We start from the raw sequence: 12006 nt of genomic DNA, 5'->3' as shown, positions 1-12006 counted from the left end.
GGCGTCAGATCCCCGGCGCGGCGCCTGCGGATTCATACCAGCGGCGGATCGCCGCGCGTTCTTCGGGTTCGATGAAGCTGAGGTTCGCGGGCGGCATGGCATGGGTCAGCCCGGCCTGCACATAGATGCGGCGGGCCTCATGCGCGATCTGCGCGGGGGTTTCCAGCACCACGCCCTTGGGGGGCCAATACATCCCCTCCCATGACGGCTCGGCCGCATGGCACATCGAGCAGCGGCCCTGCACGATCGAGGTGACATCGTCAAACCCCGGTGCGGCGGCAAAGACCAGCGCGGCCTTGCCCAGCGGCGCCTCGGCGCTGCCCTCGGCCGGTGTCTCGGGGCGGATCGAGGACAGCCAGGCAATCACGATCATCAGGATCACCGTCGCGGCCCAGGTCCAGTAGGGGGCGCCCTTGCGGGCATGCTGGGTGTTGAACCAGTGCCGGATCGTAACACCCATCAGGAACACGAGGCTGGCGATGATCCAGTTGTAGGGGGTCGCAAAGGCCAGCGGGTAATGGTTCGACAGCATCAGGAACAGCACCGGCAGCGTGAGGTAGTTGTTGTGCGTGCTGCGCTGCTTGGCGATCTTGCCATATTTCGGGTCGGGTTTGCGCCCGGCCTTCAGATCCGCCACCACGATGCGCTGGTTGGGCATGATGATGAAGAACACATTGGCCGACATGATCGTCGCGGTGAAGGCACCCAGATGCAGCAACGCCGCGCGCCCCGAAAAGACCGAGGTATAGAAGTAGGACATCGCCACCAGCACCCCGAACAGCGCCACCATCAGCGCGGTCTGGTTCGCGTTCACGAAGAGCTTGCAGAGCGTGTTGTAAGCGATCCAGCCGAAGGCAAGGCTCGCCATCGACAGCGCCACCGCCTGCCAGGTCGCAAGCGCCATCACCGCCGGGTCGATCAGATAGAATTCAGCGCCAAGGTAATAGACCAGCACCAGCATGGTAAAGCCGCTGACCCAGGTCATGTAGCTTTCCCATTTGAACCAGACGAGGTGATCGGGCATTGCCGCCGGGGCCACCAGATATTTCTGGATGTGGTAGAACCCCCCGCCATGCACCTGCCATTCCTCGCCATCGGCGCCGCTGGCCAGGTTGCGGTCCCGGTGCAGGCCTAGGTCAAGCGCGATGAAATAGAAGCTCGACCCGATCCAGGCGATGGCGGTGATGACATGTGTCCAGCGGACGGCAAATTCGATCCATTCCCAGATCACGACGAAGTCATACATCGGTCACTCCTCTCGGCCCCATATGAAAACTGTATACCGTCGCATGGCTTTCGGTTAATTCCATCAAATGCCGGATCACTTTCAAATGCCCGCAGAAAATGAAAGGCAAGGCGGATGTCCTATGTGAACAACATCAAGATGTTCGTGCGTGTCTATGAATTGGGCAGCATGAGCGCGGCCGCGCGCGATCAGCGCACCTCGCCCGCCGTGGCCTCGGCCCGAATCTCGGAGCTGGAGAAACATCTGGGGGTGCGGCTCTTCAATCGCACGACGCGCAGTCTGCAGCCCACCGAAAACGGACGCATCTTCTATGACGGCGCGCGCAAGGTGCTGGAGGCGATTGACGAGGCCGAGGCGGCGGTTGTCGATGTGACGCAGAACCCCCGCGGCACGATCTATGTGGCGGCCCCCCTGGGCATCGGGCGGCGGTTCATCGCGCCGCATGTGCCGGCCTTCAAGGATCTTTACCCGCAGATCGATGTGCGGCTGCGTCTGTCGGACCGCAATGTCGATGTCACGGCCGAAGGGCTAGACGTGGCCTTCCATCTGGGGTTGCTCGATGACAGTACGCTGAAGGTGCGGCTGATTGCCGATTGCCCACGCATCCTGTGTGCGGCACCCGATTACATTTCGCGGCGGGGCAATCCGGTCGACGGGGCGGCCTTGGTCGAGGATCGGCATGATTGTCTCAACCTCCGCTTTCCCGGTGCGCGGGAATTTCAATGGACGCTGCAAACCCCCGAAGGCCCGCGGCGGTTCGAGATCACCGGCCCCTTCGAAAGCGATGATGGCGATGTGCTGACGGGTTGGGCACTGGATGGGCGCGGCATCGTGATGAAGCCGATCTTCGAGGTGGCCGAACATCTGCAATCGGGGGCTTTGGTGCCAGTTGCCGTGGCGACGCCGCCGATGCCCACGCAGCTTTCGTGCCTGAGCCAGCATCGCCGCTTCCGCGATCCGAAGATCCGGCTGTTTGTCGATTTCGTCATCACCCGGATCAAGGGCGATATGGCCGCACGGATGGAGGGGCTGGTGCTGGAACCCAACCCCGCGCCGGACGTTGAGGCGACGACGCAGTCTAGGACCCAAGGTGCAAAGTGACGATCGACCCCGAAACCATCTGCGTCGTGACAAATCCCGGATCGGGTCGAAACAGCAAGGACGGGGCCGCCATCGACCGGGCCATGGCGGCCTTTGGGCCCAAAGCCACCCTGCGGCGCTGGCGCAAGGGCGATGATCTGGATGCCTTCGTGCGGCAGGCCGTCGAGGATGGGTTTTCCACCATCGTGGCCGCCGGAGGCGACGGTACCGTGATGGGCGTCGCCCATGCTCTGATGGGGTCCGACGCGACGCTTGGCGTCTTGCCATTGGGCACCTTCAACTATTTCGCGCGGGGACTTGGCCTTCCGCAGGAACCCGAGGCCGCAGCACGCGCCATTCTGGCCGGGCAGAGGCAGCGCATTTCCGTCGGCACGGTCAACGGGCAGCTCTTTCTCAACAATGCGTCGATCGGGATATACCCGACCATCCTGCAGGCACGGGAAGGGGTCTATGCCAAATGGGGCCGGTCGCGCCTTGCGGCCTATTGGACTGTTCTGTCCACCATCCTGCGGTTTCAGCGGCCGCAGGCCATCATGCTGACAGCCGATGGTGAAAGGGTTGCGGTGAAAAGCCCGCTCGTCTTCGTGGCGCGGTCGGCCTATCAGCTGGAACGCTTTGGCCTGCAGGGCGCGCGGGCGATCAGTGATGATCAGTTCGCGGTGTTTCTGGTGCATGGCGGGTCGCGTTGGGGGCTGATGAAGCTTGCGCTGCGGCTCGCCCTGCGGCGGTTGCAACAGGACCGGGATGTCGATGTCCTGTACTGCCGCGATCTGGTGATCGAGACGCGCAAGCGCACCCCGCGCGTGGCCTTCGATGGTGAAAAGATGCGGATGCGCGCGCCTTTGCGATTCAGGATCGAAAGCCAGGCCCTGAACATCATCTGCCCCGCGCCGCAGGACCGGGTGAAGGTCTAGGTTGGCATGACGCGCATCGTCCATCTGTCCGATCTGCATTTCGGCGCGGTGACCCATGCGCTGCTCGACCCGCTGGCCGCCCGCGTGGCGGAATTGCGGCCTGATCTCGTGGTGATTTCGGGCGATCTAACACAACGCGCCCGCGCGGCGCAGTTCGCCGAGGCGCGCGCCTTCATGGCGCGGATCGGGGCGCCCACGCTGTGTGTGCCGGGAAACCATGACATGCCGCTGCACAATCTGGTGGCGCGGCTGTTCACCCCCTTTCGCCGGTATCGACACTGGATCAACCCGGACCTTGAGCCGGTTTGGCAGAATGACACCGTGATCGTCGCGGGCGTGAACACCGCCAATCCGTTGGCCTGGCAGCGGGGCCGGATCACGCAGCGGCAGCTTGACCGGCTGGGGGCGCTTTTTGCCAATGCGGGCGCGCGGCGGCGGATCGTGGTCATGCACCACCCGCTGGAACATCTGGCAGGCGAAACCCAATGGCTCATGCAGGGGGCGGGGCGCGCGCTGGCGCAGCTGCCGGGCCTTGGGGCGCAGGTGGTGCTGTCGGGGCATATCCATGTCAGCCACGCCGGCCCCTTCACCGCCGCGCCGGGCCTTTTGTTCGTGCAGGCGGGCACCGGCCTGTCGCATCGCCGCCGGGCCGAGGCCAATGCCTTCAACCTGCTGGATTTCACCCCGGATGGCCTGACCATTCACACGCTGCTGGCCGATGAACATGCCCGCTTCAGCCGCATGGATGAACGGCATCGGATGGTCTTTCCGTGACCCTGATCCGCGTCTGGGACCGGGCGCCCTATAGCGTCGATTACGCACCGGGGCAGGGCGAGGATCTGGTGATTTCTTTTTCCAGCATCGGCCATGATGCGACGCGCGCCCCCTCGCCCGAATTTTTCGGGGCGGCCACCGCCGGGGGGCGGCCCGCGCTGTTCGTTATGGATGAAAGCCGCAGCTGGGCCAATGACCCGGGTTTTGCCCCGGCGATCTTGGGCGCCCTTGCGGCGGCGGCCCCTGCACGACGCATCCTGACGCTGGGTCTGTCGATGGGCGGCTTCTGCGCGCTGGTCGCGGCCGATGTGCTGCCCGTGACGGCAGTGCTGGCCTTTGGCCCGCAGTTCACCATCGACCCCGCACGCCTGCCCGATGCCCGCTGGCAGGACTGGACGGCGCGGATCGCGTCCCTGCGCTACCCGACCGCACCCTTGGCCCTTGGCCCGCAGATCACGCTGATGCACGGGATGGCCGATGACGGCGCGCAGGCGCAGGCGTTTCCCGAACAGGCCAATCTGGACCATCTGCTGTTCCCCGGTCTGGGCCACAGCGATCTGCTGCCGCATCTGAAGGCCCGCGGCTGCCTGCCCGGCCTTGTCAGCGCCGCGCTGAGCGGCGACCGCCGCCGCCTGATCCGCATCGCCACCGGGGCAGGGGGCCAGCGCCGCGCCCGGCTTCAGCTGCCGCGATAGGTGGAATAGGCGAAGGGCGAAATCAGCAGCGGCACGTGGTAGTGCTGCCCGGCATCCGGAATGCCAAAGCGGATCGGCACCTCATCCAGAAACAGCACCCCATCCCCCGCCTGGCCTGTCGCACGCAGATAGGCCCCGGCCTGAAAGACCAGTTCATACTGCCCCACGGCCATGCCTTCGCCTGTCAGCATCGGCGCATCGGTCCGCCCATCGGCATTGGTGATGGTGCGGCCAATTTCTTCCCGCGCCGCGCCATTCACCCGATACAGCGTGATCGCCACCCCCGCCGCGGGCTTACCGCGCGCCGTATCCAGAACATGGGTCGTCAAACGGCCAGCAGCCATGCCAATCTCTCCTGCGATGAAGCCTTCGGCAATCCTGCCCGGTTTTCGTCCGGCTGGCGACAGCGCAGATGCAGCAAAGGTCTTTCCGGGATTTTTTGAAAAAACAATCAGCGATTGCCGCCTAATCTGACGGCGAAACAGAAGGTGCCCGCATGAACCGCTACCCCCGCGATTTCCGAGGCCACGGCCCCATGCCCCCCGATGCCGCCTGGCCAGGTGGGGCGAAGATCGCCGTTTCCATCGTGCTGAACTATGAGGAAGGGGGCGAGAACAACCTTCTGCACGGCGATGCCGGGTCTGAGGCGTTCCTGTCCGACATCGCCGGGGCGGCACCCTGGCCGGGTCAGCGCCATTGGAACATGGAATCCATCTATGACTATGGTGCGCGGGCGGGCTTTTGGCGTCTGCACCGGCTGTTCACGGGGCGGCAGGTCCCGGTGACGGTCTATGGCGTCGCCACCGCGCTGGCCCGCAGCCCCGAACAGGTCGCCGCAATGAAGGCCGCAGGCTGGGAAATCGCCTCGCATGGGCTGAAGTGGGTCGAACACCGCGACATGCCCGCTGAGGAAGAGCGCCGCCAGATCGCCGAGGCCATCCGCCTGCATGCCGAGGTCGTAGGTGAACCGCCGCGCGGCTGGTATACCGGGCGCTGCTCCATGAACACCGTGCAGCTGACCGCCGAGACGGGCCAGTTCGACTGGATCTCAGACACTTACGACGATGATCTGCCCTATTGGCGGCAGGTGGGCGACCGCGACCAACTGGTCATCCCCTATACGCTCGAGGCGAACGACATGCGCTTTGCTACCGCTCCCGGCTATATCACGGGCGAGCAATTCTTTCAGTATCTGAAGGACAGCTTCGATGTGCTTTACGCCGAAGGGGCAGCGGGCGCGGCCAAGATGTTCTCGATCGGCCTCCATTGCCGTCTGATCGGACGGCCCGGAAAGATCGCGGGGTTGATGCGCTTTCTCGACTATGCGCAATCGCATGAGGGCGTCTGGTTCCCCCGCCGCATCGACATTGCCGACCACTGGCACAAGACCCACCCGCCGCAGCGCAGTGACCGCCCCTCGGCCCTGCCGCGCGCCGATTTCGTCGCGCGCTACGGGTCGATCTTCGAACATTCCCCTTGGATCGCGGATCGCGCGTTTGATCTCGAACTCGGCCCCGCGCATGACAGCGCGGCTGGCTTGCACAATGCGCTGACCCGCATCTTCCGCAGCGCCAGTGCCGAAGAACGGCTGGCCGTCCTGCGCGCCCACCCCGATCTGGCAGGCAAGCTCGCGCAGGCGCGCCGCCTCACGGCCGAAAGCACCGCCGAACAGGCCAGTGCCGCACTCGATGCCCTGACCGATGGCGAACGCGACCGATTCACCCGGCTGAACACCAAATACACCGCCAAACACGGCTTCCCCTTCATCATCGCCGTGCGGGACAATACCAAGGCCAGCATCCTTGCGGCCTTCGAAACCCGTATCGCCCAGGATACCGAAACCGAATTCGCCACCGCCTGCCGTCAGGTCGAACGCATCGCCGAACTCAGGCTGAAGGATCTGCTGCCATGACCGGATATTTCGCCCCCAAGGGCGGCCTGCCGCCCCAGACTGCCCTGATGACCCAACGTGCCGTCTTCACCCCCTCCTATGCCTTCATCCCCAAGGGCTGCTTCTCGGATATCGTCACCAGTTATCTGCCCGGCTGGGACAAGACGCGCCTCTGGCTTATCGCCCGCCCGATGACCGGGTTCTCCGAAACCTTCAGCCAATATGTGATGGAGGTCGCCCCCGGCGGCGGCTCCGACACACCCGAACCCGAAGTCGGCGCCGAAGGCGTGATCTTCATGACCGAAGGGGAAATCTGGCTCTCGATTGACGGGCAGGACCATGACCTCGGCCCCGGCGGTTATGCCTATCTGCCGCCCGGCTGCCAATGGCGGGTCAAAAACGCCCATACCACCCCGGCACGCTTCCACTGGCTCCGGAAACTCTACGAACCCTCCCCCGGCCTCCCCGCGCCCGAGGCCTTCGTGACCCATGAACAAGAGATCGCGATCTCCTGGATGCCTGGCACCGAAAACCGCTGGGGCACCACCCGCTTCGTCGATCCCGAAGACCTGCGCCACGACATGCATGTCAATATCGTCACCTTCGAACCGGGCGGCCTCATCCCCTTCGAAGAAACCCATGTCATGGAGCACGGGCTCTATGTGCTGGAAGGCAAGGCCGTCTACAAACTCAACCAGGACTGGGTCGAGGTCGAGGCCGGCGATTTCATGTGGCTCCGCGCCTTCTGCCCGCAGGCCTGCTACGCCGCAGGCCCCGGTCGTTTCCGCTACCTCCTCTACAAGGACGTGAACCGCCACGCCAAACTGCGCGGGCCCGGCGGCTTCGGGCGCTGACCGCCTGCATTTTCTGTCCCAAAATATCCTCTGGGGGTCCGGGGGGCGAAGCGCCCCCGGCCTCTCCACCCCGCGGAAAGGCCCGCCATGCGCGTGATCCATACCGAACCCCTGACACCCGAAAGCTTTGCTCCCTTCGGCGATGTGATGGCCGCCACCGGCGCACCGGACCGACTGATCAATCAAGGGTTCTGCGGCCGTTACCACGACCGGGCGCAGCTTGACTTCGGGCCGGATGGCCGGGCGGGGCTCTCGATCTTCAAGGCCATTCCGCGCAGCTTTCCCTATCTGCTTGATCTGGTCGAACGCCACCCCGAGGGCAGCCAGGCCTTCATCCCGATGACGGCCGATCCCTTCCTCGTCATCACCGCCCCCGATCAGGACGGCACCCCCGGAACCCCGCGCGCCTTCCTGACGGACGGGTCGCAGGCGATCAACTTTCATCGCGGCACCTGGCATGGCGTGCTAACACCCCTTGCCGCTCCGGGTCTTTTCGCGGTGGTCGACCGCATCGGCCCGACCGCCAATTTGCAAGAACACTGGTTCGACCAGCCTTGGACCATCACCCCGGCCTGACCCGGCCGGGGATCTAACCGGACCGCGACCCTCGGGGGAGGCGCGGAGACGGCGCGAACAATCAAAATCCCCCGCAGGAAATGGAAACGCATGACCACTTCTCCCACCCATCCGGTGGATGAGCTTCTGCCTGCGCCGAAGCTCTTTGCCCTGGGGTTGCAGCATGTGCTGGTGATGTATGCGGGCGCGATTGCCGTGCCGCTGATCGTCGGGCGCGCGCTGAAGCTTGACCCCGCCGATGTCGCCTATCTGATCTCGGCCGATCTTTTCGTCTGCGGCATTGCCACGCTGATCCAGTCCTTGGGGGCCACGCAATGGTTCGGCATCCGCCTGCCCGTCATGATGGGCGTGACCTTCGCGGCCGTGGGCCCGATGGTGGCGATGGCGAACCAGACCAGCGGTGCTGCGGGCGCGCGGCGATCTTTGGCGCGATCATCGCGGCGGGGTTGATCTCGATGATCATCGCGCCTGCGGTGTCGCGCATGCTGCGGTTTTTCCCGCCCGTGGTGACGGGCACCATCATCCTTGTCATCGGGGTCAGCCTGATGCGGATCGGCATCAACTGGATCTTCGGCAACCCTGTCGGCCCGACCGCGCCGATGATCGTCGATCCCGCCCATGCCGACTGGCTGAAGGCTGCGACCGAAGGTGCCACAGCCGCGGGCCTGCCCGAGGTTCCGGCCAAGATCGCGGCCGCCCCCAGCGTGCCGAACCCGGCCTATGCACCCTTGGGCAATATCGCCGTTTCGGCTGCCGTGCTGGTGTCCATCCTGATCATCGCAAAATTCGCGCGCGGCTTCATCGCCAATATCTCGGTCCTGATGGGCATCATCATCGGGGCGGTGATTGCGGTGGCAACCGGCGCCATGACCTTCGCCAAGGTGGGCGAGGCCGCGTGGTTCGGCCTGATCACCCCGTTCCACTTCGGGATGCCGACCTTTGATCCGGTGATGATCCTGACCATGACACTGGTGATGATCGTGGTGATGATCGAATCGACCGGCATGTTCCTTGCGCTGGGGGATATGACCGGGCGGCGCGTCAGCCAGCCGATGCTGTCGGCCGGATTGCGGACCGATGGTCTGGGCACGCTGATCGGCGGCATTTTCAACACCTTCCCCTATACCTCGTTCAGTCAGAACGTGGGGCTGGTGGGCGTCACCGGCATCCGCTCGCGCTTTGTCTGCGTGGCAGGGGGGCGTGATCCTGATTGTGCTCGGCCTTGTGCCCAAGATGGGCGCACTGGTTGAAAGCATCCCCACCATGGTGCTGGGCGGTGCGGGTCTTGTGATGTTCGGCATGGTCGCGGCCACGGGCATCCGCATCCTTGCGGGGGTCAATTTCACCGCCAACCGCAACAACCTGTTTGTCGTGGCGGTCAGTCTTGGCATGGGGATGATCCCGCTGGTTGCGCCCAATTTCAAACAGTGGATGCCGCATGGCCTGCATCCGCTGATCGAAAGCGGCATCCTGCTGGCCTCGATTTCCGCAGTTTTGCTGAACCTCTTCTTCAACGGTGCCTCCGGCACGCAGGATGAGGCGAAATCGGCGGCGAGCCTTGCCGATCACTGATCAGCCGCGACATGCCATGTCGCCCCCGGCCTTGCCGCCGGGGGCGTTTTCCTGTTCGGTAGCGCCATGACCCCCGAAGACCCGCTTGGCCCGATCCTCAATGCCCCCCCGCCCGACCTGTCCGAGGGCGAGAGCCGCGCCCTTCTTCAGGCCCATTGGGGGCTTGAGGGGGATTTGCGCCGTCTGACCTCGGAACGCGATCTGAACTGGCGGGTGACGACGCCCTCGGGGCGTTTCGTGCTGAAAATCGCCAATGCGGCCGAAGACCCGGCGGTGACGCGGTTCCAGAATGCGGCGCTGCTGCATATCGCGGCGCGCGACCCGCAGTTGCCGGTGCCGCGCGTGGTCCCTGCGGTGGGCGGTGAAACCGACATCACCCTGCCTGCGGGCCATCTGATCCGCCTTCTGACCTATGTCGAAGGCCGACCCATGCATGAGGTTCCGGTGACGGCCGCGCTGCGCCGCAGTCTGGGGGCCATGGCCGGTCGGCTGACCCGCGCGCTCGAAGGGTTCAGGCACCCCGCCGCCGATCATGTGCTGCAATGGGATCTGAAACAGGCCGGTCGCCTCCGCCCGCTGTTGCCCGCGATTGAGGAGCCGGCGCTGCGCGACCTCTGCGCCCGTTGGCTCGACCGGTTTGACCGCGTTATCGCCCCCGCGCTGGCCGATCTGCCGTGGCAGGTGGTCCATGCCGATCTGAACCCCCATAACGTGTTGGTGTCCGAAACGGACCCGGACACCGTCGCAGGCGTGCTGGATTTCGGCGATATGGTTCGCACGCCGCGCATCTGCGACCTTGCGGTCGCGGCCTCTTACCTGATCGATCCCGCGAATGCCCTTGGCGCGCTGGATGAGATCGCGACCGCTTGTGCCGCAGAGCTGCCGCTTCTGTCGGAGGAACGCAGCCTGTTGCCCGATCTGGCCGCCATTCGCATGGTGACAACCCTAGCCATCACCAGCCACCGTGCGAAACGCCAGCCTGACAATGCCGCCTATATCCTGCGGAATTTCCCCATCTCTCGTGCGGGGCTTTTGGCCCTGCCACCCCCAGCCGGAGGCCGCCATGACCCGTGATCCGATGCCCAATGCCTTTCGCCCCGGTGCGGTCGATTTGCCGCCGGTCGAGGCCGATCTGGTCGCCCGCCGTCAGGCCGCGCTTGGCCCGGCTTACCGGCTTTTCTACGAACGCCCCCTGCATCTGGTGCGGGGCGAGGGGGTCTGGCTCTACGATGCCGATGGCCGCGCCTATCTGGACACCTACAACAACGTGGCCTCGGTCGGGCATTGCCACCCGCGCGTGGTGCAGGCCATGGCCGATCAGGCGGCGATTTTTGCCAGCCATACCCGCTATCTGCATGACAAGGTGCTGACGCTGGCGGAACGGCTGCTCGCCACACTGCCGGATGAGATCGGGCATATGATGTTCACCTGCACCGGGTCCGAGGCGAATGACCTGGCGCTGCGGATCGCCCGCGCGCAGACGGGGGGCACCGGGGTCATTGTGACCGAAAACGCCTATCACGGCGTCACCCTCAGCGTGGCCGAGTTTTCGCCCTCGCTCGGGGCCGGGGTGCCGCTTGGGGCACATGTCCGCACCGTGCCGCCGCCCGATGCCCGTCGCTTTGGCGGCGATGCCGCCGGGGGCTTTGGCGCCGCGGTGCAGGCGGCGATCGACGATCTGCTGCGCCACGGCATCAAGCCTGCTGCGTTGATTGTGGATACAGTCTTTTCTTCGGACGGGGTTTTTGTCGGGCCGGAAGGGGTGCTGCAACCCGCCGTCGCCGCCATCCGCGCGGCGGGGGGCGTGTTCATCGCCGATGAGGTGCAGCCCGGTTTCGGCCGTACCGGGGCGGGGATGTGGGGCTTTGCGCGCCATGGCGTCGTGCCGGATATGGTGTCGATGGGCAAGCCGATGGGCAATGGCTATCCCGTCGCCGGTCTGGCCCTGCGCCCCGAGGTGATTGCAGAATTCGGCGCCCATGCGCGCTATTTCAACACCTTCGGGGGCAATGCCGTGGCCGCTTCGGTCGCCGCGGCGGTGCTGGATGTGATCGAGGATGAGGGGCTGATCGCGCACGCCGATCAGATCGGCCGCGCCTTTGCCGAAGGGCTGCACGACCTTGCCCATCGCCACGCCATGCTGGGGGATTTGCGGGCCGTGGGCCTCTTCCTCGGGCAGGACATCATCTCGGCCGAGGGGCGGCCAGATGCTGCGCTGACCGGGCGCATCGTCAACGGGCTGCGCGACGAAGGGGTGCTGATTTCGGCCACCGGGCCGCAGGGGCATGTGCTGAAGATCCGCCCGCCGCTGCCCTTCAACGCGGAGAACCTTTCGTTTTTCCTGGATAAGCTCGACCGGGTGCTGACGCGCTGCCGCTAAGCC

At 65.2% G+C, this 12006-nt stretch carries 14 protein-coding genes; 12 read left to right on the top strand and 2 right to left on the bottom strand.

Annotated elements, in window-relative coordinates; translation table 11 throughout:
• Positions 1 to 4: 4 nt before the first annotated feature.
• Positions 5 to 1246: a urate hydroxylase PuuD gene (locus IE101_RS09855; protein ID WP_189633667.1), complete on the bottom strand. Its 1242-nt coding sequence runs from the start codon at positions 1244 to 1246 to the stop codon at positions 5 to 7.
• A gap of 114 nt (positions 1247 to 1360) precedes the next feature.
• Here IE101_RS09855 and IE101_RS09850 point away from each other — a divergent pair, with 114 nt between their 5' ends.
• Genes IE101_RS09850 through IE101_RS09835 form a run of 4 tightly spaced genes read left to right on the top strand, consistent with a single transcriptional unit; the run spans position 1361 to position 4730 of the window.
• Entirely contained in the window at positions 1361 to 2347 is a 987-nt protein-coding gene (locus tag IE101_RS09850; RefSeq protein WP_189633666.1) for a LysR family transcriptional regulator, read from the top strand.
• Complete coding sequence (locus IE101_RS09845) at positions 2344 to 3261, top strand: diacylglycerol/lipid kinase family protein (RefSeq protein ID WP_189633665.1); 918 nt, start codon at positions 2344 to 2346, stop codon at positions 3259 to 3261. The genes IE101_RS09850 and IE101_RS09845 overlap by 4 nt, the downstream gene beginning before the upstream one ends.
• Before the next feature lie 6 nt (positions 3262 to 3267).
• Positions 3268 to 4035, top strand: a complete 768-nt coding sequence (locus IE101_RS09840) for a metallophosphoesterase family protein (RefSeq protein WP_189633664.1) — start codon at positions 3268 to 3270, stop codon at positions 4033 to 4035.
• The gene (locus tag IE101_RS09835; RefSeq protein ID WP_189633663.1) at positions 4032 to 4730 is read left to right on the top strand and encodes an alpha/beta fold hydrolase; all 699 of its coding nucleotides are present in this window, start codon (positions 4032 to 4034) and stop codon (positions 4728 to 4730) included. Before IE101_RS09840 ends, IE101_RS09835 begins: the two co-directional genes overlap by 4 nt.
• Here IE101_RS09835 and uraH read toward each other — a convergent pair.
• The gene (gene uraH, locus IE101_RS09830; protein WP_189633662.1) at positions 4715 to 5074 is read right to left on the bottom strand and encodes a hydroxyisourate hydrolase; all 360 of its coding nucleotides are present in this window, start codon (positions 5072 to 5074) and stop codon (positions 4715 to 4717) included. The genes IE101_RS09835 and uraH overlap by 16 nt on opposite strands.
• A 152-nt stretch (positions 5075 to 5226) precedes the next feature.
• On the opposite strand from uraH, the gene puuE reads away from it, so the two are divergent.
• The 8 genes from puuE to IE101_RS09800 all read left to right on the top strand — a co-directional run bounded on the left by puuE (position 5227) and on the right by IE101_RS09800 (position 12003).
• On the top strand, positions 5227 to 6642 hold the full coding sequence (puuE, locus tag IE101_RS09825; RefSeq protein ID WP_189633661.1) for an allantoinase PuuE: 1416 nt from the start codon (positions 5227 to 5229) through the stop codon (positions 6640 to 6642).
• Positions 6639 to 7475: a bifunctional allantoicase/(S)-ureidoglycine aminohydrolase gene (locus IE101_RS09820; protein ID WP_189633660.1), complete on the top strand. Its 837-nt coding sequence runs from the start codon at positions 6639 to 6641 to the stop codon at positions 7473 to 7475. Before puuE ends, IE101_RS09820 begins: the two co-directional genes overlap by 4 nt.
• A gap of 87 nt (positions 7476 to 7562) precedes the next feature.
• On the top strand, positions 7563 to 8051 hold the full coding sequence (locus IE101_RS09815; protein WP_189633659.1) for an ureidoglycolate lyase: 489 nt from the start codon (positions 7563 to 7565) through the stop codon (positions 8049 to 8051).
• Positions 8052 to 8141: 90 nt separating this feature from the next.
• Positions 8142 to 8501: a solute carrier family 23 protein gene (locus IE101_RS19755; protein WP_229804100.1), complete on the top strand. Its 360-nt coding sequence runs from the start codon at positions 8142 to 8144 to the stop codon at positions 8499 to 8501.
• 5 nt (positions 8502 to 8506) lie between these two features.
• Positions 8507 to 9301, top strand: coding sequence for a solute carrier family 23 protein (locus IE101_RS19750; protein ID WP_229804098.1), 795 nt, complete (start codon positions 8507 to 8509; stop codon positions 9299 to 9301).
• Complete coding sequence (locus IE101_RS19745) at positions 9252 to 9623, top strand: solute carrier family 23 protein (protein WP_229804091.1); 372 nt, start codon at positions 9252 to 9254, stop codon at positions 9621 to 9623. The genes IE101_RS19750 and IE101_RS19745 overlap by 50 nt, the downstream gene beginning before the upstream one ends.
• 66 nt (positions 9624 to 9689) lie before the next feature.
• On the top strand, positions 9690 to 10697 hold the full coding sequence (locus IE101_RS09805) for a phosphotransferase (protein WP_189633658.1): 1008 nt from the start codon (positions 9690 to 9692) through the stop codon (positions 10695 to 10697).
• Positions 10687 to 12003 carry an aspartate aminotransferase family protein gene (locus IE101_RS09800; RefSeq protein ID WP_189633657.1) on the top strand — a complete coding sequence of 439 codons (1317 nt, stop codon included), beginning with the start codon at positions 10687 to 10689 and terminating at the stop codon, positions 12001 to 12003. Before IE101_RS09805 ends, IE101_RS09800 begins: the two co-directional genes overlap by 11 nt.
• Positions 12004 to 12006 lie beyond the last annotated feature (3 nt).

The sequence above is a fragment of the Gemmobacter lanyuensis genome (genome assembly GCF_014652355.1).
Lineage (GTDB): Bacteria > Pseudomonadota > Alphaproteobacteria > Rhodobacterales > Rhodobacteraceae > Gemmobacter > Gemmobacter lanyuensis.
This window is presented reverse-complemented; position numbering and strand designations above follow the sequence as displayed.